This window comes from Nostoc sp. UHCC 0251, assembly GCF_034932245.1.
In the GTDB taxonomy this organism is placed as follows: Bacteria; Cyanobacteriota; Cyanobacteriia; order Cyanobacteriales; family Nostocaceae; genus Nostoc.
The window spans coordinates 1-24,364 of the sequence record NZ_JAYGHD010000026.1 but is presented as its reverse complement, the minus strand read 5'-3'; the positions used below and the strand labels follow the sequence as shown (position 1 = coordinate 24,364).

At 42.2% G+C, this 24,364-nt stretch carries 26 protein-coding genes; 13 read left to right on the top strand and 13 right to left on the bottom strand.

Features of this window, described 5'->3' with window-relative positions; all coding sequences use genetic code 11:
• From VB740_RS05645 to VB740_RS05630, 4 genes are all read left to right on the top strand, one after another.
• Entirely contained in the window at positions 1-1,998 is a 1,998-nt protein-coding gene (locus VB740_RS05645) for a prenyltransferase/squalene oxidase repeat-containing protein (protein ID WP_323199075.1), read from the top strand.
• Positions 1,999-2,046: 48 nt separating this feature from the next.
• Positions 2,047-3,033 (top strand): Rieske 2Fe-2S domain-containing protein, encoded by a 987-nt coding sequence (locus VB740_RS05640; RefSeq protein ID WP_323199074.1) that lies wholly within the window; start codon positions 2,047-2,049, stop codon positions 3,031-3,033.
• 143 nt (positions 3,034-3,176) lie between these two features.
• Positions 3,177-4,178, top strand: a complete 1,002-nt coding sequence (locus tag VB740_RS05635; RefSeq protein WP_323199073.1) for an aromatic ring-hydroxylating dioxygenase subunit alpha — start codon at positions 3,177-3,179, stop codon at positions 4,176-4,178.
• Between the two features lie 256 nt (positions 4,179-4,434).
• Positions 4,435-5,805, top strand: a complete 1,371-nt coding sequence (locus VB740_RS05630; RefSeq protein ID WP_323199072.1) for a cytochrome P450 — start codon at positions 4,435-4,437, stop codon at positions 5,803-5,805.
• Between the two features lie 283 nt (positions 5,806-6,088).
• On the opposite strand, the gene VB740_RS05625 is transcribed toward VB740_RS05630, so the two are convergent.
• Positions 6,089-8,725: a relaxase/mobilization nuclease domain-containing protein gene (locus tag VB740_RS05625; protein ID WP_323199071.1), complete on the bottom strand. Its 2,637-nt coding sequence runs from the start codon at positions 8,723-8,725 to the stop codon at positions 6,089-6,091.
• On the bottom strand, positions 8,722-9,150 hold the full coding sequence (locus VB740_RS05620) for a plasmid mobilization protein (RefSeq protein ID WP_323199070.1): 429 nt from the start codon (positions 9,148-9,150) through the stop codon (positions 8,722-8,724). Before VB740_RS05620 ends, VB740_RS05625 begins: the two co-directional genes overlap by 4 nt.
• 235 nt (positions 9,151-9,385) lie before the next feature.
• Between VB740_RS05620 and VB740_RS05615 the strand changes: the two genes are divergently transcribed.
• From VB740_RS05615 to VB740_RS05600, 4 genes are all read left to right on the top strand, one after another.
• Positions 9,386-9,583, top strand: a complete 198-nt coding sequence (locus VB740_RS05615) for a hypothetical protein (RefSeq protein WP_323199069.1) — start codon at positions 9,386-9,388, stop codon at positions 9,581-9,583.
• 92 nt (positions 9,584-9,675) lie between these two features.
• On the top strand, positions 9,676-10,197 hold the full coding sequence (locus VB740_RS05610) for a hypothetical protein (RefSeq protein WP_323199068.1): 522 nt from the start codon (positions 9,676-9,678) through the stop codon (positions 10,195-10,197).
• Positions 10,194-11,012, top strand: coding sequence for a hypothetical protein (locus VB740_RS05605; protein ID WP_323199067.1), 819 nt, complete (start codon positions 10,194-10,196; stop codon positions 11,010-11,012). Before VB740_RS05610 ends, VB740_RS05605 begins: the two co-directional genes overlap by 4 nt.
• Positions 10,999-11,742, top strand: a complete 744-nt coding sequence (locus VB740_RS05600) for a hypothetical protein (RefSeq protein ID WP_323199066.1) — start codon at positions 10,999-11,001, stop codon at positions 11,740-11,742. Before VB740_RS05605 ends, VB740_RS05600 begins: the two co-directional genes overlap by 14 nt.
• 65 nt (positions 11,743-11,807) lie before the next feature.
• On the opposite strand, the gene VB740_RS05595 is transcribed toward VB740_RS05600, so the two are convergent.
• The 9 genes from VB740_RS05595 to VB740_RS05555 form a co-directional block, all read right to left on the bottom strand.
• The gene (locus VB740_RS05595; RefSeq protein ID WP_323199065.1) at positions 11,808-12,014 is read right to left on the bottom strand and encodes a hypothetical protein; all 207 of its coding nucleotides are present in this window, start codon (positions 12,012-12,014) and stop codon (positions 11,808-11,810) included.
• A 93-nt stretch (positions 12,015-12,107) separates the two neighbouring features.
• On the bottom strand, positions 12,108-14,009 hold the full coding sequence (locus VB740_RS05590) for a hypothetical protein (RefSeq protein WP_323199064.1): 1,902 nt from the start codon (positions 14,007-14,009) through the stop codon (positions 12,108-12,110).
• Positions 14,010-14,073: 64 nt separating this feature from the next.
• A complete protein-coding gene (locus VB740_RS05585) occupies positions 14,074-14,790 on the bottom strand; it encodes a hypothetical protein (protein WP_323199063.1) in 717 nt (238 codons plus the stop codon).
• Positions 14,790-15,200: a hypothetical protein gene (locus tag VB740_RS05580; RefSeq protein ID WP_323199062.1), complete on the bottom strand. Its 411-nt coding sequence runs from the start codon at positions 15,198-15,200 to the stop codon at positions 14,790-14,792. The genes VB740_RS05585 and VB740_RS05580 overlap by 1 nt, the downstream gene beginning before the upstream one ends.
• 1 nt (position 15,201) lies before the next feature.
• Positions 15,202-15,459, bottom strand: a complete 258-nt coding sequence (locus VB740_RS05575; RefSeq protein ID WP_323199061.1) for a hypothetical protein — start codon at positions 15,457-15,459, stop codon at positions 15,202-15,204.
• Positions 15,460-15,551: 92 nt separating this feature from the next.
• Positions 15,552-15,776, bottom strand: a complete 225-nt coding sequence (locus VB740_RS05570; protein ID WP_323199060.1) for a hypothetical protein — start codon at positions 15,774-15,776, stop codon at positions 15,552-15,554.
• Position 15,777: 1 nt separating this feature from the next.
• Positions 15,778-15,972 (bottom strand): hypothetical protein, encoded by a 195-nt coding sequence (locus VB740_RS05565; protein WP_114085628.1) that lies wholly within the window; start codon positions 15,970-15,972, stop codon positions 15,778-15,780.
• Complete coding sequence (locus tag VB740_RS05560; RefSeq protein ID WP_323199059.1) at positions 15,953-17,137, bottom strand: hypothetical protein; 1,185 nt, start codon at positions 17,135-17,137, stop codon at positions 15,953-15,955. The genes VB740_RS05565 and VB740_RS05560 overlap by 20 nt, the downstream gene beginning before the upstream one ends.
• Positions 17,138-17,316: 179 nt before the next feature.
• Positions 17,317-17,481: a hypothetical protein gene (locus tag VB740_RS05555; RefSeq protein WP_167756050.1), complete on the bottom strand. Its 165-nt coding sequence runs from the start codon at positions 17,479-17,481 to the stop codon at positions 17,317-17,319.
• Positions 17,482-17,741: 260 nt separating this feature from the next.
• Between VB740_RS05555 and VB740_RS05550 the strand changes: the two genes are divergently transcribed.
• From VB740_RS05550 to VB740_RS05530, 5 genes are all read left to right on the top strand, one after another.
• Positions 17,742-17,999, top strand: a complete 258-nt coding sequence (locus VB740_RS05550; RefSeq protein WP_114085872.1) for a hypothetical protein — start codon at positions 17,742-17,744, stop codon at positions 17,997-17,999.
• A gap of 66 nt (positions 18,000-18,065) precedes the next feature.
• The gene (locus VB740_RS05545; RefSeq protein WP_114085871.1) at positions 18,066-18,311 is read left to right on the top strand and encodes a hypothetical protein; all 246 of its coding nucleotides are present in this window, start codon (positions 18,066-18,068) and stop codon (positions 18,309-18,311) included.
• A 652-nt stretch (positions 18,312-18,963) separates the two neighbouring features.
• Positions 18,964-21,606, top strand: a complete 2,643-nt coding sequence (locus tag VB740_RS05540) for a VapE domain-containing protein (protein ID WP_323199058.1) — start codon at positions 18,964-18,966, stop codon at positions 21,604-21,606.
• 148 nt (positions 21,607-21,754) lie between these two features.
• Entirely contained in the window at positions 21,755-22,375 is a 621-nt protein-coding gene (locus VB740_RS05535) for a hypothetical protein (protein WP_323199057.1), read from the top strand.
• Positions 22,376-22,467: 92 nt separating this feature from the next.
• The gene (locus VB740_RS05530; protein ID WP_323199056.1) at positions 22,468-22,707 is read left to right on the top strand and encodes a hypothetical protein; all 240 of its coding nucleotides are present in this window, start codon (positions 22,468-22,470) and stop codon (positions 22,705-22,707) included.
• Between the two features lie 114 nt (positions 22,708-22,821).
• Here the strand turns inward: VB740_RS05530 and VB740_RS05525 are convergent, their stop codons facing one another.
• Together VB740_RS05525 and VB740_RS05520 are read right to left on the bottom strand one after the other, a co-directional pair.
• A complete protein-coding gene (locus tag VB740_RS05525) occupies positions 22,822-23,514 on the bottom strand; it encodes a hypothetical protein (RefSeq protein WP_323199055.1) in 693 nt (230 codons plus the stop codon).
• A gap of 21 nt (positions 23,515-23,535) precedes the next feature.
• On the bottom strand, positions 23,536-23,721 hold the full coding sequence (locus VB740_RS05520; RefSeq protein ID WP_323199054.1) for a hypothetical protein: 186 nt from the start codon (positions 23,719-23,721) through the stop codon (positions 23,536-23,538).
• Positions 23,722-24,364 lie beyond the last annotated feature (643 nt).

Here is a 24,364-nt window from a genome sequence, read left to right as displayed (position 1 = left end):
ATGTCGCCCCAGACCCCAAAACCTGATATCGCTAATTCACTGCAACGTGGCGTTCAGTTTCTCCTTTCCTTACAACAAGCCGATGGTTCTTGGGAAGGAGAAGTAGTATGGTGCCCCATGCTGACAGCACAGTATGTGATTATGTGTTACATCACCCAAATACCTATTCCAGCCCTGCAATGCCAAGGGTTACTGCGACAATTTGCAGCAACCCGCCTTTCATCTAGTTTGTGGGGACTACATAAAAAATCGCAGCCTTACCTGTTCGTTACTACCCTGGTATATGTAGCCGCACGTCTTTTAGGCTTGGAAAAAGATGACCCGATGCTAGCACCTGCGCTGCAATTTATCCGCGAACAGGGGGGAGTTGTGAAAATTCCTACCTGGGGTAAGTTCTGGCTGGCAATGCTAAATCTCTATGAATGGCGTGGCGTTAATGCCGTGTTACCAGAAGTTTGGTTATTTCCTAAGTGGTTCCCTGTTCATCCTGGAAATTTCTACTGTCATACGCGACTTATTTATATGCCAATGAGTTTTATTTATAGTCGCAAGTTTCAAGCACCACTCACACCATTAATTGCTGAGTTGCGCTCAGAATTGTATGTAAGCGATTACGAAAAAGCTAATTTTAGTGCAACACGCTTAGTTCTGAGAGCAGAGGAAGTCTATAATCCCCCCACTATTTTATTACAAATCATTTATTATATCAGCAACCTTTACGAATCCTGGCATCATAAAGGCTTACGAGAGAGTGCACTCATTCAAACGATAGACTACATACGCTTTGAATTACATACAACGAATTATACAAGCATTTCTCCTGTAAGCGGTTTACTCAATATTATTGCCCTTTGGTTACACGACCCTAATGACGCAGACTTTCGCAAAGCCTCAGATCATTTTGAAGGCTGGATGTGGCAAGACGAACAACAAGGTCTTCGCATTGCAGGTGCACGCAGCAGTACTTGGGACACTGCTTTTGCAATTCAAAGTTTACAAGCAGCAAGCCCTCACATGAAATTATCTGCTAGTCTCTTTAATGCACAACAGTTTCTTGCATCTCAGCAGATCCGAGAAACCTTTGCCAATTTTGAGCAATTTCACCGTATAGACCCGAAAGGAGGTTTTTGCTTTGCAGGCATTTGGCACGGGTGGCCCGTGAGTGACTGCACTGCTGAGGCACTATTGGCATTGCTAGATGCGTCATCTCAAACAATTGCAATTTGCGACTTGCAAGATGCTGTACGATTCATCTTGCGCTGTCAAAACTTTGATGGTGGCTTTGGAAGTTACGAACGGCGCAAGATTGCCTCAAAGCTAGAGTGGATGAATCCTGCTGAGATGTTCGCTAACTCGATGACCGAGCATTCATATATTGAGTGTACAGCTTCCTGTCTGGCAGCGCTTGGGAAGTTTCGTTTGCGTCATCCGAAAGTAATGAAAAATGAGATTGATTCTGCAATCGCTAAAGCTAGTTTGTGGCTGCGGCGACAGCAGAAGCCAGACGGTTCTTGGGCTGGCTTCTGGGGCGTGAACTTCATCTACGGCACAATGTTTGGGATTCAAGGTTTATTAACAGTAGGTGATACAGCTAGCCTCTCAGCAATCCGCAAAGCATATCGTTGGCTAGTGAGCAAGCAAAGACCAGATGGCGGCTGGGGAGAACATTTTCACGGTTGTTTATCTGGTGAATACATTGAACACACTGAAAGCCAAGTGATTCAAACTGCTTGGGCAATGATGGGTTTGCTCAACGCTAGTGCTATTTCAATCACCGATGGTGTATTCGACCTGAGTAAAAACCGCTATGATAATCGGGCGATCATTGAGAGAGGAGCAAACTTTTTAATGAGTATGCAGATGGAAAACGGGGATTGGCTAAAACAAGATTCGGTAGGGGTATTTTTTAACACAGCGGTGCTTGATTATACTCTCTATAGGAACTACTTCCCTGTATGGGCACTATCGTTATACCAATCTGTCGTTCGTAAAGGCTGATAGCGTTCTAAAGGAGTTTTAAATGCAGATATTAAATGAGGGGATTAGATGAAATCACGCTTTCCATTTTCATCTTTTCCAAATGGCTGGTTCTGTGTTGCTACCAGCGAAGAGCTTCGTCCGGGGAAAGTCATACCACTTCACTACTTTGGCAAAGATTTAGTGTTATTCCGCACAGAAGATGGTAAGCCACATCTTCTCGACGCTTACTGTCCGCATTTAGGAGCACACCTTGGCTACGGAGGCAGAGTTCAGGGAAACAACATTCAATGTCCTTTTCATGGTTGGGTTTTCAATGGAAATGGGCATTGCATCAATATACCTTATGCTGGCAAAGTGCCATCCAAAGCACAGATTGTAAGCTGGCCCATTCGGGAAGTTAACGGGGTAATTTTGGTATATCACCACTCACAAGGAGAGCCTCCAAGTTGGGAGATTCCTGAGTTATCGGAATACTCTTCTAAGGAATGGACTCGATTTCGCCATGTTCGCCGATGGAAGATTCGCTCACACATCCAAGAGGTACTTGAAAACGTTGTAGATATTGCTCACCTCCGTTTCTTACATAGTTCCACCCACAATTTTGTTAAAGATTACACTTTAAATACAAATTTTCCTATTCTTTGTTATTCTGTATCTTTGACCTATAATATTACCTCAACATTTATGGGTATGTTGGGTTCGGAGGCAGATGGGTTACATGACTTCACCTGTTATGGTCTAGGTTGTGTAGCTAGTCGTCCCCACGTAAATTCACTGAATGCAATTAGACCCCTAACCCTGCTATGGATAACACCGATTGACGAAGAATATCTCGATGTTCACTTCATGATCAGCATGAAGAAGGTGTTTAATAAGTATATAAGCTTTATTGTGGGTAACATAATTGGTATAAGTGCGGCAAAAACTATTGAAGAGGACATTATGATTTGGAAACATAAGGCTTACTACAAAGATCCCATCCTTTGTGAGGGCGATGGACCCCTCATGCAATTTCGGCATTGGGCTCATCAGTTTTACTCAGATCATTTATAATGACCAAAGCTTTATCTTGGAAGTAGCAGTGATGTTGGTCTACGATTGTTCTAAGAACAATAATCAAAAGCATTGGTTGAGCTAGGTTTTAATGTCATAATCTGTTATCTACCTGTAATGCAGATATTAAATGAGGGGATTAGATGAAATCACGCTTTCCATTTTCATCTTTTCCAAATGGCTGGTTCTGTGTTGCTACCAGCGAAGAGCTTCGTCCGGGGAAAGTCATACCACTTCACTACTTTGGCAAAGATTTAGTGTTATTCCGCACAGAAGATGGTAAGCCACATCTTCTCGACGCTTACTGTCCGCATTTAGGAGCACACCTTGGCTACGGAGGCAGAGTTCAGGGAAACAACATTCAATGTCCTTTTCATGGTTGGGTTTTCAATGGAAATGGGCATTGCATCAATATACCTTATGCTGGCAAAGTGCCATCCAAAGCACAGATTGTAAGCTGGCCCATTCGGGAAGTTAACGGGGTAATTTTGGTATATCACCACTCACAAGGAGAGCCTCCAAGTTGGGAGATTCCTGAGTTATCGGAATACTCTTCTAAGGAATGGACTCGATTTCGCCATGTTCGCCGATGGAAGATTCGCTCACACATCCAAGAGGTACTTGAAAACGGTGTAGATATTGCTCACCTCCCTTTCTTGCATAGTTCGAGTGTCGTTGCTGTTAAAAACCATACTTTGAAGACGAATGGTTCAATCCTTTTTCATTCCTATACTTTAACTTATAATATTGTTTCAACATTTGCTGGTATTTTTGGATCAAAAGCAGAAGGATCACTCAAAGTCATCTCCTATGGATTGGGCTGTGAACTTAGCCGCATTCACGCGAAATTGTTGATCGTACTTAAGTTTCTAATTTTGTTGTGGATAACACCAATTGACGAAGAATATATCGATGTTCGTCTTGTTTTCAGTATGAAGAAGGTTTTGAATAAACCTATAACCTATATTCTAGAAGTAATCATTAGTAATAATGTAACAAGAACAGTGAAAGAGGACTTCCCATTATTGGAACACAAGATTTACTACAACGAACCCATCCTTTGTGAAGGCGATGGGCCCCTCATGCAATTTCGGCGTTGGGCTCATCAGTTCTACTCGAGTTTAGCTGCAAAAATCAAACCATAATGCTTACAAGGAGCAACAGCATTTATAGAAATTCTTAGGTTAATTTTATCCAATCGTCAAAATTTAAAGTAAAAGGCTGCCGAATCTAAAGGCTGGCTTACTTTATGATCAAATACCCATCTTACACTGTTAGTAGACCAAAAACTTTTGTGCTTGCAAAATTTTTCGGTTTACTGACTGTACATTTTACAGTTTTGATAATGCTCATTATCTAATCAATGAAAAACTATATTTAAATCTGGATGGAAAGTTTTGTATGAACAAGAGTGGCATCACTTTTAGCAATCTTAAAAAGGCTCCTCCGTTGCTTTGTGGAGGATTACCATATCTCGGACATGCCTTAGAATTTTATCGAAATCCGACCGCGCTGCTACAACAGGGACAAGAACAGTTGGGCGATATTTTTTCATTTCTGCTGTTAGGAACCCAAGTAACGTTTATGAGCGGTTCAAAAGCAAATGAAGCTTTCTTTAGAGCGCCTGACAACCTGTTGAGTACGAGAGAGGTTTATAAGTTAACTACGCCTATTTTCGGCAAAGGTCTCGCTTACGATACCACTCCCGAAATGATGAGTGAGCAGTTGGGATTTGTTATGCCACTGCTACGTGAAGAGCGTTTACAGGCTTATGCTTCGCTTATGGTTCAAGAGGCTCAAGTATACTTTGAATCTTGGGATGTTGAAGGTCAGGTAGACCTTTTGAGTGTAATGAATGAACTAACGCTGATTATTGCCTGTCGTTGCTTGATTGGTCGTGAATTTCGCCAGCGCCTCAGCACTGAGTTTCCAAGATTGTACCGTGACCTAGAAGGTGGACTCAATTTTCTAGCTTTCTTCTATCCATATTTGCCGTTGCCCTCATTTAAGAAGCGCGACAAAGCTCGCATTCGCGTGGTTGAATTAATTTCGCAGATTCTTGCTGAGAGAAAAGCCAGAGAAGATGAGGATGAGAACCTGCTTCAAACATTAATGACAGCTCAATACAAAGATGGCTCATACCTTTCAGATGACAATATTACAGGTATATTGCTAACCCTCTTGTTTGCTGCTAAGCAGAACACTGCCGTGCTAGCTACTTGGACGGGAATTTTGCTTTTGCAAAACCCACAGTATCTACCAGTAATCCTCCAAGAGCAGCAACAGATATTGGGCAATGGTAAAGAAGTGTCCTTAAATGCACTGCGCCAACTAGTAGCTTTGGAACGCTCAATCAAAGAGGCTGAACGAATGTACCCCCCGATAATCATGCTGATGCGGAAGATTTTGCGGGACTTTGAATATGAAGAATACTGCATTCCATCTGATGGACTTTTGATGATTTCGCCAGCTGTGACGCATCGTATCGCCGATATCTTTCACGAGCCAAACCGATATGATCCAGATCGTTTTAGCCCTGGGCGAGAGGAAGACCGCAAAGCGATATACAGCTTGATTGGATTTGGCGGTGGCAGGCATCGTTGTATCGGTCAAACCTTTGCTTACCAACAAATTAAAGTAATTTGGAGTACTCTACTGAGACTGTTCGACCTAGAGTTGGTTTATCAGAACTACGAGCCAGATTATTCTACACTTGTCGTTGGACCACAAAAGCCCTGTCTTGTGCGCTATCGGCGTAAAAATATTCAATAAAAAAATTATGGTTCTTCAATACCTTAGCCAATTTACGAGGGTTCAATGCCTGTAGAAATGGGATGAATACGTCCCAAAAAAGTAAGCTGCTTCCCTCATTAAAACTCTAAAATCTAAGTAGATTAGACCACAATTAGCACAAACCAAGCAACTCTTAACAAATAGGCGGCGGAGCGAAGTGTCTGCCGCTGCCTGCAACAAACTTGGTAACTCAACGAGTTGTCTTGTGGCAGTGGCAGACACCGCCTATTTGAGATTTATCGGTTAAGAGTTGCGCCATCACCTAGAGAGACATACCTTTACTCTGTCTTCTTTGTTGTTCCTGTTTTTCTGATATTATTTGTCGCAATACGCGCTCTGCTTTTTGCCAAAGCTGAATATCTTCTTCCTCTATTTTCCCCATATTAATCGGTAAATACTCAAGCTCACCTGACTGGTTTCGGTTGACTGCCACTCGAAAAATCTCACCTCGTTCATCATGGGTAAATACCAATTCTCTACCCTGCTTCTCTAGAGTGGCACGTTTGAATCTAAGGCTATTTGAGCCAGTTTCTTTTAATTGCCAGTTGATTAATTCAACAGCAATAGGCACAGCCATCGCTAAGAATTCCGATTCAATACGCTGCTTTTCATTAAGTGACTGTTCTGGTTCTGACTTTTGAGTTACCAGTTGATTGCTAGCGATAAGTACCAATTCTCTGGCTTCATCTTGTGTCCATCCGGCTGGACTGGCAAAGAGAATTTCTTCAACATCTTGGGGTGGTTTATTATCTAATAGCGCCCGTATAGCAATTTCTTTATCTCGGTCAGTCACTAATAAGTTTTGCAAGTCGGCGCTGTAATACTCATATAACTCGGCTGAAATATTATCTTTTAACTTTGGTTCATCTGTGGTTATAGTTGGAGTTTGATTAAGAGCAATTGCATCCACTGGTTTTTGCGATCTATGGAGTTGCTCCAAATAAACAATCGCTGCTTCCAGGTCGTCGAATATGGATCTTCCGGCTTCTAGCTGCTGCTGATTTTGAGAAAGCTGTTGCGTTAATTCTAATACTGTTTCAGTTAATGCTGATTCAACAGTCGATTGCTCAATATAATCAGAAATTGATGAAATTGCTCTCTTCTCTAGATATGATTGTAACTCATTCGCAAGCGCTGTATCCAAGTCATTAAATGTAGTTTTAGCTATAACAAACTGCTCTTTGTATTGAGAAAGTTGTTGCGTTAATTCTAAGACTGCTTCAGTTAAGGCTGACTCGGCAGTTGATTGCTCAATATAATCAGAAATTGATGAAATAGCTCTTTTTTCTAGATAGGATTGTAACTCAGTCGCAAGCACTGTATCCAGGTCATTAAATGTAGTTTTAGCTATAACAAGCTGCTCTTTGTATTGAGAAAGTTGTTGCGTTAATTCTAAGACTGCTTCAGTTAAGGCAGATTCAACAGTCGATTGCTCAACATAATCAAAGATTGATAAGATAGCTTTTTTCTCTATATGAGATTGTAACTCTTGAGTAATCGCCGATGATAGCTCGTCGAATGCGGTTCTACCTGCTGATAACTGTTGCCGATATTGAGAGAGTTGTTCTGTTAATTGTGGTAACGTTTCAATCAAGGCATCATCAACTATTGACTGTTCAATAAAGTCAGAGATTGCATCCAAAGTTCTTTGTGATAGAAGTTGCTCCACATCAGTAATCGCCGATGATAGCCCGTCGTATGTGTTTCTTACGGCTGATAAATTCTGGTGATACTCAGACAGTTTTTCTGTTAACTGTGGCAATGTTTCAATCAAAGTTGACTCAACTACTGACTGTTCAATAAAGTCAGAGATTGTATTTATGAGTTCTGAACTGGTTCGTTGTTCCACATCTGATTTAGCTGGGTTTAGCTGGTGTTTAGTTTCGGCTATAGCTTGAGATTCTTTCGGGAAGATGGTTGATATTAGTTGTTGATTAACTTGGTTATGATCTACAGATTCTAAGAAATTATTTAAACGTTTAATTTCGCTATCGTCCCGTTTGTGGTCATAATTTATCCCCAATTCTGTCTGAAGCTTTTTAAATGAACACTTATATTTATTGAGATTACCTCCCTGTTTCCAGAGCAAGCGGGGGCTACCATCTTCATTAACTGAACCTACATCAATACCAAATTTAATACCCCTTACCCCGCCATGACTGTAATAACTGACGATAGCTTTAACTTGATGCTCTCTCCATAACCGCTCAATTAACTGGGGCATTGTCGGTTTATTTGCTGCCACTTTTTCAATCGCCCGTCGCATTATTTCTTCGCCTGGAAGTCCCAAACTCTCGACTCGTTCCAGTTGATTACGAGTCATAGCCTTTTGCTTACTTTCCCAACTACTTAGGACTGGGGTTAGCTGAAATTCTTGCTCTAGTAGTCGGGCAGAGTGTTCAGAGTGGGCGTAATTATTCCAAGTACGTATGGATTTACCATCTAGGTTATTGACTCTAGATGCAACGACATGGGTGTGGTCGTGTTCTTTGTCTGAGTGCCGCGCTATAAAGAAGTCATAAGCTGGTAATTCAGTTTCTATAAAGTTATCAACTAGCTGTATTAGTTTGGTATCTGATATTCTTTTTTCTGGCTGTTTAACTTGGGATTCATCACCTTGAAGCCGCGATAGTACAATGACCGATGCCAAGTGACGTTGAGACAGATTAGCTAATTCGTCATCATTTAGCGTTCTATCAGTTTTCGGTATACTAAGCATTAAGTGATAGCATGGGTCTTTCAGTTGGGGGTTAAGGTGGGCTGATAGGGTAAACTGCTCGACCAGTTCATTGGTACTTTTACCATACATATTCCCGCCAATAATTTTGGCTTTCTCTTTATCAAGCACATATTTAGTAGTGCCACGAAATGATTTGTTAGCCTTGACTTTGGTAATCATTGCCCTTCTACCGATGCTTGAGTGAGTGATTGGCGAGTCTGCTCTAAAAGTGCTGTCAGTTCTTCAATAGTTTTTAGATATGATTCCACCTCTTTGGTCAACGGTTGACTACCAATTTTCACAGCTTCGTTAATAGCTCTGGTCTGCTGATTCAGGTTGTTCCCAATCTTCTTTAGCTCGTAGATAGCCTGTCGGTTAACTTCGGGAATGACTAATTTAGGATGTGGCAAAGGGTAGTCAAATAATCTCGCTCTTATATAGTCACTTTGCACCACTCCACTGCACCGTTGCTCTAGCCTCGCTTTTTCAGCATAGCTAGCCCTAAACGTGATGGTCACTTCTCGCTTATCATCTGGTGCTACTAATCGATTGGTTAATGTGTCAGCTAGTTGATTACTGAGATTGATACGTGGGTTTGCTTGCATAACTAGTTAGGAGTTCATTTATCTGCTTCTTCATTTTTTAACCGGGTTATTCGCTGTAGCTGCTATGGCGCGGAGCGCCGAGCAGGTAGGCGAATAACCCGGAACTCTCTTGACTTATTCACCCCTTAAAAAGACCTGTTTTCCGGGGGTTTGGGGGACACCCCCAACAAGCAACCACGCCGCTTTACCCGGAGGGTAAAGTAGCACGAAGTGCGTTACGGCGTATTGCTTGCCTATGCCCCCACGACGGTCTAGGGTAAACCAGAACCAGGGGGCACAACCGGAGGCTGGGGGAGTACAAGACTTTGGCGAACCACGAGTGGCTGTCTGCAACAACCTCGGTGTAACTGAGGGCTGGGTCTGTTTAACAATACTGCCAACAGCCTTTGATACTAAGAATGTTGATTCATGGGTAACTGCTTTTTTAGACTAGTCTACCTCACGAAGATACAAACCCTTTTCTGTTGATATTCGTCACATCACGATAAGAAACTTAAACTTTTTTTGACCACGAATTTTTTACAATTGAATAATTTATTACTAGTGCTGAATATGCCGCGCAAACCGAAAGCTGTTCCTTTATCAAAAATAGAAGATATTCAAACCAGTCTTAAACAGAAAGCGGCAACACCTAAAACTATCAGTCTGTCAGATTTAGTCCTCAGTTTGGCTAAACCTATTCAAGAGATGTTAGACGCTGGCTACTCTTATGAAGATGTTTCTGATGTGTTTAAAGGTCATGGGGTAGAACTAGCGGCCAGTGGTCTGAAGAGTTTTCACAAAAAAGCAACAACATCAACTGACAACAATTTGAATAATTCATCATCAGATAAAGCGGTTGATGAATCAGTTAATTCTGACTCCGAGCCAGAATTAACTGATTCATCAACCTCAAATAATGACTCGGTTTTACCAGTAGAACCGGATAGTTCACCTATTGAGAGTAGTGAACCATCCGGCTCATCATCAACTAAAACTAGTAGACGAAATAAAACAAAACCTCCGACTTCTGCCCAATTTAATATCACTGATAGGAGCGAAATATGAAACGTATCGTGATGATACTGGGGGGCAAGGGTGGTACAGGTAAGACTGCCTTTACTCGCTTGCTATTGGATGTAATGCACTCAAAGGGCATTAACTATCTAGCTTATGACGCAGATACAGAGAATCCAGAACTGTACGAGTATTATCAAAATTTTGGCTCAGGGGTAAGGCTGTTAAACTTCCTAGAGGTGGCAGAGGCGAAACGCTTCTTTACGGAAATCAAAGCGGAATCACCGGACTCAATAATAGTAGATATGCCGGGGGCATCAAGCAATAAAACTAGGGAGATTATCAGTAAGTTTGGGCTGTTCAAGATTGCAGGCGATTTGGGTTATCGAGTAACGCTGGTGACTGTGCTTAACCTTGGTTATTCAGTCATCACTAGCTTAAAAACTATGGCTGAGTTCTGTAGCGATAAAGCTGATTATGTGGTGGTAAAAAATCTGTGCTGGGATAAAGGTTCAGGTTTTCAGCGCTGGGAGAACAGCAAAACATCGGCAGCGATATCTGAATTGAAAGGCATAGAAATAGAAATGCCAGAGCTAGACTACTCAACCTTTGACACGTTGACAGAGAAAGGTCTACCTTACTCGGCTGCGACTGAAGAGAATGGTTTTCCTTTTGGAGATTACCTGCTAGTGAGTGGGTTTTTAGATCAGGCTAAACCAGAGCTAGAAAAAGCTGGAGCTTATCTAGGGTTACAACAACCTCTTGTTATGGTTGCTGCTGAGTCGAACACCTCAACTTCAAAGCAAGCAAAAGTTACTGCGTCTACTTCTCGTCGGGGTCAAAAGAAAACTAATGAGCAACAATAATAATGGCAACGGCAATCACAGCAATCTTGACTCTGAAACTGCCGATTCAATAGAGAGCAGTGACCTGGGTGAGGTCAAGATAGCATTGGGCAGATTATATAGAGAGTTTGAAAATTTTAAGCAATCGCAGAAAACTGAACGCGAAAGGGATAGGGCAGAGTTACAAGCATGGGCGCAAACGAATTTAATCCAGAATCAACTCCTAAGCAAAGCGATGGTGACAATCGAGATGCTGACGACCGAATTGAAGAATCAGAATCTCTCCTCTCACGAGTACGAGCAGAACAACGAGAATTTGAGGCAAGAATTAACTCCCTTACTGACACAGTTAAAGAATATGCCCAAGTCATCAGCGACATTAGAGAGCTTAGAGTTCAAAGGGCTGAAAAGCGAAGTATTGCAGTTGAAGGAGAACTGGGGCAAGTTGTTGATTCACACGCAGAACTTAACTACAGCGATTCAGGAGTTGAAGAACAGCCCTCCCCCCGAACCCATCACCATAGAGAAAGAGGTTTATCGCTCTGAACCCCTAAGCCAATATGGAATGATGGGGTTGATTACTACAATATTTGCTTTGTCAATGTTCTTCGGACTCAATCAATTTATTCCGGTAAAAATCTCGGATGATTTCAATAATTATGTACAAGCTATATGGCAGCGTACTGGTTATAGCAATGTCAAGCTACAACGGATAGAAAAGCGTTTGGGGACTGACCGAAATCGAAGATGAAGGGCAAGATATAGTGATTGGGGCAAACAGGCTTAACGTGATATTTGCCCCAAAAATACAAATAATCAAAGGTAAGAATCTACAAGTTTACCCTGAGTTGACCACTTCTCATCGAGCAGTCTGCAAGCAACATAGACAACTTTTTGAGGGTTGCGCTTATGTCTTCCAATCATATTCCAGGAACGAACAGTATAATCACCTTGATAACCTAAGACAAGTGCTAGCTCGTCGTAAGTTAACTGCCACTTTTTCTTAAACTCAATTGGGTGCATAAATTTAGCTCCATTACTAGGATTTCAGATTTTTGATGTCTTGATATCTTGGTATTAACTGAAAGTTAAAGGCTTTTTTAGATTGCAGTAATATTAAAAAGCGGTAAAGCCTAACTTCTCGCTACCCTTCAATTGCTTGGATTCTATAAGTTGTGCAATAGCACTCCTTAAATACCGAACACTAGGTTTATCTTCGCCCCACTTTCGGCTATTTCTAATCGCGGCAAAGCTGACTGGTGTTGTAACGGCTGAAGTAACAATGTTTAAAATTTGCTCTTTATCAGCCTCAGAAATACTCAGTTCTTCTATCTCTGCAATTTCAACCTCTTGGGTAGGCTTTGAGAAAATGGATTCTAGCTGATTAACTGCGTCTGGTGGTGCAATTTTCTCCCCTCTGGGCATAACTGCTGGCTGGTGATGCTGCACCAGTTCCGGGAAGAATTTGAGTAATGTTCTAGCTGGATCTGGTTGACCATTTCCTGGGTGTAACTCTATCTTTAGCCAGTCTGGAATCATGCCGAGATTGCCACCGTTAACAGGTTCAGCAAAGTTATTAGGGTTGGCTTTGAAATATTCGCCACTGGCAACATTAATCTTTCGCAATCCGCCAGCGCTGACAGACTGAGCTACACAGCCAATGAAGTTAACCGATTGCTTAAAGGTGTCTGCTAGTCCTGCTGTGGCCTTGCCAACCACGCTTGTCAGGTTTGAGCCATGCAAGACAATGATTAATGTACCGCCACATTTGGCGAAGCGAGAAAGTAAATATTGGATAGCCCAAGTGCGATCGCTTTCATCAAGTAAGGACAGCAACCGCATCGCCTCATCAATGACTAACAGTAAGTTTTTGTGGGAGTAAGGTTCACTTGCATCTAAGCCTTTAAGAAATTTAAGCAAGTCACGGGCGACTAGTTTATCTGCCCCGTCCGCATCTTTTTCCGGGTATTTAAGAGCAGAAATCAGATTGCAACTAAACGGGTAAACGTCCACACCGGCTGTAAAGTATTGGGTGTTTAATCCCGAATCTAAAGCTAGAGATAATGTTGCTAAGATTGCTGCTAAGGTTCCCTTACCACCTCGCTGAGTGCCAGCGATCGCAATGACTTGGGAACTCATCATGTCTTTTATTTGGAAACCACTTTGAGTTAAAGCCGCGATGAGTGCGTTTGCTCTATTCGCCAGAGGGAGATGAGTTATAGTCTCTGGTGAAAGCCCATTAGCTGATGGCTGTAACTCCGTAGGTTTAGAAAGAGAAGCCGCTTGGTGAGTGTCCCGAATATCTACTTGTGGTGATTGAAATTGCTTGATATCTACGGTGGATGGTAACTGAATTTGAGCCTGTGCGATGGCACTTATCTCTGACAGATTCACACGGCTGTCAATGGTCACATCCTGTAAATGGAGAGCCATACTTTGATAAGTCGGTAGCTGACGGCCCTTAAGCTTGCCAAACCAGCCAAACATCCAACGATAAGCATAAAAACGTTTTCCTGGTTCAACTTGGGTTAAATACTGCCCAATATTTTCAAATTCAGCTAGAAGAAAGGCGTACTCTTCAGCCTCGTGTCGCTCTAGGAATTTAACAGTATTAGCAAGATGATCCGCTTGATAATTGCTCCGAGTATCATAGTCACCAGCACGAGAGATCGCATCTATAAAGTTGCCACGTACAAATGGTATTGGTGCAATTTCTTTAGTGCGGTTGGAGTGTTCGACAACAAACCATAGCCATGCAGCACCGCCAATTAAACCACCAACTATAGCCAGTGGGTTGACCGCATAACAAACCGCTCCGATCCCCCCAGCCAACAAACCAAGTACACGGGTCATGTCTGCTTCGTTCTCAGAAACTCGGGCCATTTCAAATAATTGATCCTTGCGCTCTTGCAACCATTCAGAAACATTTCCTGCCTCCAAATGGGATAAGGCGGGATAAGAATCGCGTAAGTGTTCCGTTTCCTTAGTTGTAATTTTTGGGATATTATTGCTTTGCATAAAACAAATGCCCTGTTGAATTAAGAAGCCGCTCAATGTAGAGAGTTGTTGAGCGGCACTGGCTTTAATCTTTCGTCAACCGCCAGATGGCAAACCCAATTTCACCCGCCATCATTGTCCCAATGTTGAATAATGTGCAGCCCAATATCATCAACGGGGCTGTGTAGTCGAATGGGTTACGAGCCGCAAATGTGGTGACAATATCGAACGCCCAAACCGCAATCACAACCAGCCCTGCGCTAGAGCGATCGCGTGTACCTGCGGTCTTGTAGTCTTGCCACAGCTGTCCTACCAAGTCAATCTTGCCACTAGGCTTGGTTTCAAGCTCATAAACCATGTGATCTTGAAGTTCCCGCCTAGCTGAATCTGGGTTTTTACCGCGTAAGGCATGGGCTTCGATTACTTGAACACCTACAGAAACCATGAATGCCAAGTAAAACAAGGGGTTGAACAGTGCAAACGGCACATTTAGCCAATTCCAAGCCGGCTCAAACCAAGGGCAAACAGGGGGCCCAGTAAAGATTAATTGCCAAGTTGAATCAGCACTAATTACAGAACCACCAATAAATAAAATCCCGCCTACCAAGGCACGACCCGCGCCACCGTTAGCAACAAACTGATTGACTATAGCGGCGGCTGCCCTAATAGGTAAACCAACAATCATCACAACAGCCTTGGCGCAAAAATCTATGATTTCACCAAGCGATCGCTTCTTACCTTTGGGTTTACCATCGCTGTTACCAGTGCTATTATTTTCTGCACTTGATGAACCTAACGCCATTACTTCCTCCTCACTGGTTTGATATTTTGAACGCTTTTACAAATCCCTTTAGCTTTGTATTTCCATTTCCAAATCCCTTCCTCAATCCGACCTATGCAGCGCCCAGAAGCATCAAACACATCAACAATTTCATCATCTTGATAAAGGGTTGGGTCTGGTCTGGGATTGCGTTTACTGCTGTCAAAATAATTCGTGATTCTCAGAGAACGAGTTGTGGGCATGACTCCGGCTTCATATAAGGCATCGCTGGTTTTTGCCCGTTCTTCTATGCGCTGACGTTCTAATCCTTCGCTGGCTTTTAATCTTTCGGCTTCTGCATAAGCCCCCAACTTGGGAATTAAGGGAATGAAGAAAGGCAAGAAGCAGACCCCAACACCAGCCAAGGCTAAATACAATTGCTTCTTGTACATCTCACTGTGCCATCGCGGTAATCAGTGCAAACTTCTCCCATTGCTTTAACTCATGCAGTCGTTTCAATACTGAAGAAGCTTCATTGCTAGGAGGGTTAGAAGATTCACACTCTACCCATGCTTGATGAGCGATTTTTGCAATTAACCAGAGCGTGTCTGATTCGCTCATCTTCTCTAGTCCTTCCCCCCATGTCTCACACATATCTTTAATGAGTGCGTTGTCGTGGGAAAGTGAGTAATATCCTACGGGGTGCGCCATTTTGGTATCCTTGAATGTGTGTACTGATTTCATCCCTGATCTAAGTCACAACTGGACGAACGCTTTTCTTCTCCGGTCAAGCGTTCGCTCAATTAGTCCTCATCAGAACTGTTAGCGAGTTGTACTTTTTCAATGCCATCTAAAACTTCAGAAATTGATTGAATGGCATCATTCAAAACCAAATCATTTGATGTAGTAAAATGCTCTGATGTTTGCAGCCTTATATATTCAGAAGTAGCTTGAATCAATCTTAAAGTCTGCTCAACACCAGCCAGAATGATTACTATTTCTTCTGTGCTAACCTTGCACATCATCATATTATTCACCTCTTATCGCCTCCAAATCTCCTAAGTTGATTTGATGATTGTTATTGACAGAGAACCTTTCATTTACTACTTTCTCTAGAGCTTTTCTCAGCCAGTAAGCGGGGGTCGTGCCATCCATTTCTGCAAGCATTCTGATGGCTGGAGTCAAGTCTTGAGGGACGTTGTAATTAAGCCGCTTGGTTAACATCGGTCGTTTCTCCTAAGTAAAGTTTTTTCATTTCTGATAAAGCAACGGTTCCCGGATTTTCGGGAATCAACAAATTACTTTCAGGAATACAAGATTTGAGTAATCTTTCTTTAATCAACATCTGCACAGGCGCGATCGCAAACGCACCGCCACACAAAGTTACCTTGCTGCGTCTGGCTTTCACGGATACATCATCTAAGGCATAAGCCAAGGGAGAATCTTTCATCCATGAATGAATCGCGTTCTCTAACTCAGTCCCAATGTCTTCGCCATCAGGTGCAATCGCACTTATGCCGTTATCGCCAACGGTTGCAGTTTCCAAAATCTCGCGCAGTTGGGAGGGGCGAATCATTTTAGAAGAATCGGTGTTGCTCAATGCTCTGGAGAATTCTTTGATTAGTGTGGCAACGCCACCGCCACCATTCGGACTACAAGTTACACGTTTTGGTAACTTGCCGAGATTACTGTATTCGCTGATTGTGGCTGTACCATACCCAATATCAAAAGTATGGAACTGTTTATCGTCAAAGCGTTCGCTTGCCCAGAGTGACGCGCCATATCCCTCTGGAAATCCCAGAAAGCCAAGTTTTGAGAAGCACAGGCGGTATCTAACACCATCTACCGCTATCCACTTGCATTGTTCAATGGCTTTTTTTAGCTCTAATGGGGAAGCTAGCGAGAGGGTTGATAAACGAATGTGCAAGGTTCTACGCTTGTTGCTTGTACCCGTGGACAACTCAAGTAGGTTTGGCAGAGATGCGATTGCGCCTAGTGCAAGGATGGGGAAGTAGTGTACTTTGTGATTCTCGGAATCACTCATCGCTATATATTCCTTACCTTGCAATCTAGCTGAGGAGCCTACAACCCAATGCTCTACAACATCTTTGTTGTTTTCATCTTTGCCTCGACTTAGGCTGAAAGCTCCTAATTCTCCAAAGGGCACTGATGGCACACAACACGCCAAAGATTCGGTCTTCATCACTGGTGTTGTGCCAGTTTCGTTATTAACGAAAGCCTGATATTTAATACTGGAGCGCCCAGCATCTAGCATCAAATGAATTACCTTTTTTGATGGCATCGATGCTTTCTCTGTTACAGTTTCAGCCTCGTTTGTGTTAGGTGCGTCCGCGCTTATAGATGTTGGTTGTTTTTTAGGTCTTGACATATCGTTTTACCCTCAACTTTTTATCGTCACTGTCACAAGGGAAAGTAGTCATCATCAACTAACGTTTCATGTTTCATGTTTCATGTTTACGGTGGGTGTAAGTGGCGTTTCACGGTTGAAGTGAGGCTGAAACATTGATGCAACCGTTGAAACAGTTTCATGAAACATTCTTTTCAACACTACTGAGTATCTTGGCTCCCCCTTGTGGGAGCCTGTGACAGCATCGAATTTTGTAAAATCTGAAGTAAAAGGAAGTTAACTACCTCTGCATGGTCATTAATGCCTAATTCCTGCGCTTTATTGCTGATAAATGGGTGTAAGGATTGCCTGATTGTTACTCGCATAAATTCTCCTCAAAATAAATTTGCAGGCTGAAGTCGCCAAGAATATGTGTATCTTGTCTGCCGTTGGCGTTTTTGCCTCATGTTTATTAGTGTATGCCATAATATGTTTTCTGTACATATTAAAAACATACTAAAAAATTATTGCAATAAGATGAGTCCATAAGATTAGATTAATGTATGTACCAAATCTGTACAAAACCCTTTTATACAGATAGTATGTGTATTACAGATGTTTTTGAGGTTCAATTAGACAAGACACCATGACAGCAAAAATTGTGGGTAGACCCAAAAGAACCCGACCCGTAGACAGGGTAAACTACAAGCTAGATTCATCTATCAGAAAGCTACTAACCTCTTTAGCAGACCGCAAAGGACGAAATGAAGGCTCACAAATAGAAAGATTGATTTTACAAGGTGAAGCAATAGAAAGATTAATTGACAAAGGAGAAGCACTATCAGTTTCAGTTATTGAAAAAGAGATTAATGATATATGGGATGAGTTGCAAATAAATGATTAACCCCTCAGCCATTGGCTTGAAATCAATCCCTTGGCTCCCCCTAGATGATCGGAATGGAGACGAAGCATGACAGAAGCCCAAATTCAAGATATTTACTCACGCTTAGATACGCTTACAGCCGAGGTCAATTCGCTAAAGCTCTTGACTGGAACTATCGGTACGAGCCAAGTGGCAATTTCACAAATCTTAAATACAGTTACCGAGCATTCCCAGGTTCTCAATGCTCATACTGCTGATCTAAATCAGCTAAAAACTGATATGAGTGAAATCTTGCGGATACTGCGCGATCGCAATGGCGGAAGCGGATTGTAATTGTATACGGCTCTGATTTTCAGCCGAAAACCAGTTTTAGAGCGCACAATCATTGCCAATACCACGCAACAACTCTGTCCTATCGCCGGTCTACATTTTCCGATTCGTACAAAAACCGAATTTGGCACAATGACCCCATGTACTAAGATTTGATTGAAATTGATACAGATACCATCCTTAGAATACCTGCTAGATCAACTGAATTATTTTTATTAACACTACTAATGTTATTAGGCTAGTGAGGAAATTTCCTGGTTTTTAATATTAGCTGAAAATTCTAAAAGCTTTACCATACCTTAAGTTGAGAAAAATCTAAATTATTTTATTTTATAAATCTGAGATATTTGTTATTTATTTTTTTTGGAAGATCAATTACTATGTAATAAGACTATACCCTTAGTCCATCTTTTCTAAGTGTCATGTCACTCGATATACATAAGAAAAGAATGCCTCCCCAAGACTCAACTAGTTAGCGCTAGTTGTTTAGCAGTCCGAGAAGACACCCCTTCGCAAAATATTCAAATTTCTTTATAACCTAATGCTAGCAGTTCCGAGAACTTCCTACAACAGGTTATAGAGAAATTTGATAAAAACTTTGGTAAATCTTCAGGGGAGGTAAAGCCCACACAACTTACCTCACAAGGATTTCACAATGGTAGCCCTTTTAACAGGACAAGAGACCGTTGGCTGTTCCGTTATGCCTTTGGATCTCCCCTCCAAGCCGATGGAGCGAACATTGCATTCACCCTGCCCTCACTGTGGTAAACCAGACTGGTGCTACTCAATAGGAGAATTGACAGTCTGCAACCGCGATGCCCAACCCGCTTCTGGGTGGGAACAAACATCAAAGACTGACCGCAACGGCAAGCCATACTACGCACCAGAAAAGCACCAAAAACCGCCACGTCCCCAAGGCAAGAAAGAATATATTTACTACGACCGCTCAGGGCAACCATTGATTAAGGTAACTCGCATTGATGACGGCAACGGGAAAAAGCGAATCTTTCAGTCACACTGGGATGGTCGCAACTGGGTTAAAGGATTAACTGATGCAGCAAAAACTTCTATTCCCATTTATCGTTATAGCGAAGTCAAAGCAGCGATCGCAGATGGTAAAACCATCTTCATCGTTGAGGGTGAAGGCATAGCCGATATTCTTTGGGAGATGGGCATAGCTGCCACGACCACAATCGGCGGCGCTCTGAAGTATCGCGCCTACGGCAATTACCAAGCGGATTTAGAAGATGCTCATCTAGTTCTTTGTCCCGACCGTGACGAACCTGGGTTAAAGCACATGGAGGATATCTTTAAAGACTTCCCGGATGCTAAATGGTTGTATGCCCCACCCAATGACTTTTACTGGACACACCTACCTAAAAACGGCGGACTGGATATTAAAGACTGGGTACAAGATGGGGCAACCGCAGAAGACATCCTGCAAGCAATTTCGGATAGACGCATCGCTGTTGATGCGCTCAATAAGGCTCTAGAATCGGATTCCGACCGAGAGCGGCCAACAGAAAGCAAGTTGGAGCAAAAATTTAATCAGATTCGTGCCGTCTGGGGTGAACGTCTGCGCTGGAACACTCTTAAAAAGCAAGTAGAACTTGACGGACAACCACTACCACTTGACCGCATTGATTTGAAGATTGCCAGACAAATTCATCTTGATATTAGCAAGGAACAAGCTAAGGGCATCATTCTCGACCTAGCTCAAGAAAATCCCTACAACCCAGTGGTTGAGTATCTCGAACGGGTGAGCCATAAGCATACTGAGGTCGATATCAGCATACTTGATACAATGGCTTTACGTTACTTTGGTACAGATGACCCATTACACGCCGCGCTGATGAAACGGACTTTGATTGCAGCTGTGGCACGGGCATACGAGCCGGGGTGTAAACATGATGAAATTACCATCCTTCAAGGTAAGCAGAAATCTCTCAAGTCAACATTCTGGGAAGTGCTAGCAGGTGATGAGTTTTTCACCGACGACATCAACGGCACAGAGAAAGATGAAATCCTCAAAATTAGTCAGTACTGGTTGCTGGAGTATGCCGAGTTTGAGAATGCCTATAAGAAAAAAGACGTTTCACAACTCAAAGCATTCCTTTCCCGGCGTAAAGACTCAATGCGTCGTCCCTACGGTACAGACATTGAGGATTTCCCCCGCCCATCAATTATGGTCGGCTCCACCAATCAAAGTGAATTTCTCTACGACAACACCGGAGAGCGTCGTTACTGGGTAGTCAAAGTCTTAGTTGACAAAATAAATATTAAGCGGCTCAAGAAAGAGCGCGATTTACTCTGGGCGGCGGCGGTGGCTGCCTACAAAAATGGTGAGCAATGGCATTTGACTGAGACAGAAGACTCAATGCTCGAAACGGCCAACAAACAATTCCAAAGTTCTGACCCTTGGGAAGCAAGCGTTATGGCTTGGGCGAATCAACGCTCTGAGGTGTCCATCTCAGAAATCCTCACTGACGTTTTAAAACTTGACTTAGCAAAACAAGGCAGGCCAGAAGAGTATCGTGTCAGCGCCATCCTTCGCGCGAATAATTGGATGAAGGGCGAACGCAAGCGCGTTAACGGGAAACGTGTTTATCTGTGGATTAAACCGCTTGATAGGACACCAGAATGGGACAGCACTCAAACCCTGACACAGCCTACTCTTGAGGCAATTCTCCAGAGCGAAACACAGTTAGGGGATGGGACAGGGATAGGACAGGCTCAAAGTGATATCCAGCAGGAGTTACAGCCTATTGTCCTATCCTGTCCTATTCTTTTAGAAAAAACTTTTTCAAATTTAGATAGCACTGGTGAAACAACACAGCACACATCAAATTTAGAAAGTTTGATTTCGGATAGGACAGAATGGGACAGCCCCGAATTAGAAAAGCCTCTAACTCTTGCCCCGTCCAACTTAGAAGCCTGTCCTATTCTTGTGTCCCAACCACTTGTGTTTGAAGAAAACGATCACGAATCATTGAACTCAGAAGGGAAAGAGGTTGAGAAAACGGATTTTGTAGAAAGTTTGGGCAAAACTCCATCAACTCCATCAACTCCATCACCATCCGTCACCACCCGCCAGCCGGTTAGAGGAGATCGGGTGAGGCTACTTTCAGGCGGCGAAGAATATAAAATCTCTTGGGTTTCCTGTGGTAGTGATAAAGTGCTTTTGGTTTCTGTCCGAACCGGAGAGCCGCTCACTGCTACTTCCCCGTTGCGTCCTGGCGTTGCGGCGGGTGGATTAAATCTCATTGATGTTAGCGAACTTGAGTTTTTGGATACTTAGAGGGTATCACCGTACCAGTTGTAGAAATATGATTAAGTAAAAAGTATTTGTCAGGGAGGGTAAATTATTCGGGTGTGCCAAGATGAACTCAGGGGACAACATCTAGGTCAATGCGCCAAACTTTAAGGATTTTGGGAATGGATAGCTCATGTTATACGTAGGGTCTGACTGCAATGTAGTATATGACACTGTACTTTCCTATCAACTGGCTGATTCTCGGTTAAGAGCAATTATTAAAGAATGGCTCTTAAACAGAACAGTTCGCTTAAAGCAAGTATCAAGCAGCAATCAAGGATGGACACCTGGAGAACTCAAACGCAAGTTTGGGTCTGACACTGGACTGTACTGTTTTAGCGGGACTATGGTTGGTTGTGTTTTAGAAATTGGTGGATTAGTCAAGGAAATTAATGGGCGTATTCCCTACCTGAAAACCAACCTCAAGCTTGACAAGACTACTGCTTTAAAAATGGATTACGGGTACATAGATTCATCAGGAGAGAGAGAAAAGGTAGACCCTCACCGTAAAAGCTTTTATGGCGCAGCCAAATATTACACTACTCACTTCCCCTGCCATGTGTTTAAAGAGCATTTTGGTGATGGTGCTGATACCGAAACTGACATGGTAGATTCCTGGGATAGGCTGGATGAACTTGGTGTCAAAATCACTGAATCTAGCCCAAAACTGGTCTATTTTGATGTTCCTGACCTGTTTGTAGAGCCTCTCCCCAACTTTCTTCAACCGTGGTTCCCTGCCCCTGTTAGCTCCTAGCCGTTGCAGCCAATAAAAATTACTTATATCCTTACGACCGAATCAGGGTTACAGCTACGGTCACTGATAAGCATGATTAAATACTCAGTGCATTGTCCACGCAAGATGGAGGTTTGGGGCGGTTAGGCGGTCAAATTGACATTTTGCAACGCAGTCACAGCGCGATCGCAATTAATCAACCGTTTGTAGAAAAGATGCAAGAGCGCGGTCTGGCAACCATCATTGAGAAAAGTTCGCCTTATAAAAACCGGGGTGAATCGCTGCAACACCGCGTCTATCTGGAAGTTGACCTGCTCTTGGATGCGCCACATGATGAAATCAAGCCGCTGTAACTTTATTTTAAGAACGGAGATTTATGGTGTTCCTTTGGGCTTAAAGGCAATTTCCAAAAGTTTGGTAGCCGCTTCTAACTTTGATTTATCAACTACATATTATTGTCTATTTAATTAAACAAGTAGAGCAAAAAATACTAGATGATTATAAAATACCAATTTCATAACACAAGCTCCTTCTAGCCCTTCCTCAAGCATTTGATAAAAGAAAATGTCATGATGCGGCCCTTTTTTAATAATATTAGGGTTTGCAAAGGCTTGAAAAAAATCTCGATATATTTCCTGTCTCTGAACATCTATAAATAAATTTTGATTTAAAAAATTTGGGCTTGTCACTGTAAAGTCATTTAACCACTTATTTTTATATTTTGATTCATGGTAATATAAAGCACGTACTGTGGATTTCATAGCATTATTAATTCTTTCCTTTTCAGCGGTAATAGCGAATGTCTTTTCAGGAATCAATAAGTTATTCTTTTGGGTTAATATTGTTATTTTTCTAGATAGAGAAAAGATTCTTTTTGCTAATGAATCATTTCGCTTAAATGCTTCAATCCATTTCTTCATCATTGGCTCTGCAATTTTGGATTCAGGAATACTTAAGGTGAATAATGCTAATAAATATTCATCATCACCTGACTTGTCATTATTATGTTTTTTACACGAAGGAACAGTTATCAAATTTTTTCTGTAATCTGGGCTTCCTTCAGACAAGTACTTTTGTTTAGGATAAATACTTTTAGGTGGAGCGTGTTCGTTAGTATTTCCTATTCCTTCACAACAATAGCAAGTATAAGGAGCTTTCATCGGTTACTTCTTGATACAATATCATCCTAGTGTTAACACCCCAGACGGCATATCTACCACTAACCGTCGATTTTTTAACCACTGGCGACCAAGTAAAACTTCTGACACTCCTTCACCCACATGAACGGGAATATCAAATTCCTTGCCATCAATTCGCACTTTTCCTAAATATATGTCAAATTCTGCTTCTCCTTGGGCTGTGAGCATTGTTTGCTGTTCTAGATAAATCCAATCAAGTGCTTCTAAATCCTGGTTATTAATTGCCAGCCACCAAGAAAAACCTGTATCAAAAAGTGCTTCTACCGGTAGTGCAAAGGAGTTAGCAGCTATCTGTAGCGACCTGCAATACTAATCGCTCAAACCTGCAATCAAGACATTTACAAACCAGGATTATCTGCAACTATAATTGTGCTTCAGCCAGGATTAAATGCAACTGAGCCAGGATTATTTGCAACCAACCTGCAATCATCGGTTTGAGCCAGGATTAAATGCAACTATAAAAGTAAAAAAAACGAACGTTTTCTTAACTGTTTCACTGGTAAGGCTTTCGGAACCTTAAACCGTTACTTTTTAAGTCAGAAAACTCGGTAAAGAATTCAAAGTCAATTTATCAAATTCTGAAATGAGTTTCAAGACCTACTCTTGTTAATACTGAAAACTCAGTCCTGGTAAAGCGTTGAGCTTGTTTGCAAATAATCCTGGTCGAAACGGATGATTGCAGGCTGGTTGCATTTAATCCTGGCTCAGTTGCAGTTAATCCTGGCTCAAATGAAATTATAGTTGCAAATAATCCTGGTTTGAAAATGTCTTGATTGCAGGTTTGGGCATTTATAATTGCAGGCTCTTACAG

Bases quoted from the DNA above. Each gene is read 5' to 3' on its own strand.
- VB740_RS05645 (WP_323199075.1), top strand. From the start codon at position 1: ATGTCGCCCCAGACCCCAAAACCTGATATCGCTAATTCACTGCAACGT.
- VB740_RS05640 (WP_323199074.1), top strand. From the start codon at position 2,047: ATGAAATCACGCTTTCCATTTTCATCTTTTCCAAATGGCTGGTTCTGT.
- VB740_RS05635 (WP_323199073.1), top strand. From the start codon at position 3,177: ATGAAATCACGCTTTCCATTTTCATCTTTTCCAAATGGCTGGTTCTGT.
- VB740_RS05630 (WP_323199072.1), top strand. From the start codon at position 4,435: ATGAACAAGAGTGGCATCACTTTTAGCAATCTTAAAAAGGCTCCTCCG.
- VB740_RS05625 (WP_323199071.1), bottom strand. From the start codon at position 8,725: ATGATTACCAAAGTCAAGGCTAACAAATCATTTCGTGGCACTACTAAA.
- VB740_RS05620 (WP_323199070.1), bottom strand. From the start codon at position 9,150: ATGCAAGCAAACCCACGTATCAATCTCAGTAATCAACTAGCTGACACA.
- VB740_RS05615 (WP_323199069.1), top strand. From the start codon at position 9,386: ATGCCCCCACGACGGTCTAGGGTAAACCAGAACCAGGGGGCACAACCG.
- VB740_RS05605 (WP_323199067.1), top strand. From the start codon at position 10,194: ATGAAACGTATCGTGATGATACTGGGGGGCAAGGGTGGTACAGGTAAG.
- VB740_RS05600 (WP_323199066.1), top strand. From the start codon at position 10,999: ATGAGCAACAATAATAATGGCAACGGCAATCACAGCAATCTTGACTCT.
- VB740_RS05595 (WP_323199065.1), bottom strand. From the start codon at position 12,014: ATGCACCCAATTGAGTTTAAGAAAAAGTGGCAGTTAACTTACGACGAG.
- VB740_RS05590 (WP_323199064.1), bottom strand. From the start codon at position 14,009: ATGCAAAGCAATAATATCCCAAAAATTACAACTAAGGAAACGGAACAC.
- VB740_RS05585 (WP_323199063.1), bottom strand. From the start codon at position 14,790: ATGGCGTTAGGTTCATCAAGTGCAGAAAATAATAGCACTGGTAACAGC.
- VB740_RS05580 (WP_323199062.1), bottom strand. From the start codon at position 15,200: ATGTACAAGAAGCAATTGTATTTAGCCTTGGCTGGTGTTGGGGTCTGC.
- VB740_RS05575 (WP_323199061.1), bottom strand. From the start codon at position 15,459: ATGGCGCACCCCGTAGGATATTACTCACTTTCCCACGACAACGCACTC.
- VB740_RS05570 (WP_323199060.1), bottom strand. From the start codon at position 15,776: ATGATGATGTGCAAGGTTAGCACAGAAGAAATAGTAATCATTCTGGCT.
- VB740_RS05565 (WP_114085628.1), bottom strand. From the start codon at position 15,972: ATGTTAACCAAGCGGCTTAATTACAACGTCCCTCAAGACTTGACTCCA.
- VB740_RS05560 (WP_323199059.1), bottom strand. From the start codon at position 17,137: ATGTCAAGACCTAAAAAACAACCAACATCTATAAGCGCGGACGCACCT.
- VB740_RS05555 (WP_167756050.1), bottom strand. From the start codon at position 17,481: ATGCGAGTAACAATCAGGCAATCCTTACACCCATTTATCAGCAATAAA.
- VB740_RS05550 (WP_114085872.1), top strand. From the start codon at position 17,742: ATGACAGCAAAAATTGTGGGTAGACCCAAAAGAACCCGACCCGTAGAC.
- VB740_RS05545 (WP_114085871.1), top strand. From the start codon at position 18,066: ATGACAGAAGCCCAAATTCAAGATATTTACTCACGCTTAGATACGCTT.
- VB740_RS05540 (WP_323199058.1), top strand. From the start codon at position 18,964: ATGGTAGCCCTTTTAACAGGACAAGAGACCGTTGGCTGTTCCGTTATG.
- VB740_RS05535 (WP_323199057.1), top strand. From the start codon at position 21,755: ATGTTATACGTAGGGTCTGACTGCAATGTAGTATATGACACTGTACTT.
- VB740_RS05525 (WP_323199055.1), bottom strand. From the start codon at position 23,514: ATGAAAGCTCCTTATACTTGCTATTGTTGTGAAGGAATAGGAAATACT.
- VB740_RS05520 (WP_323199054.1), bottom strand. From the start codon at position 23,721: ATGCTCACAGCCCAAGGAGAAGCAGAATTTGACATATATTTAGGAAAA.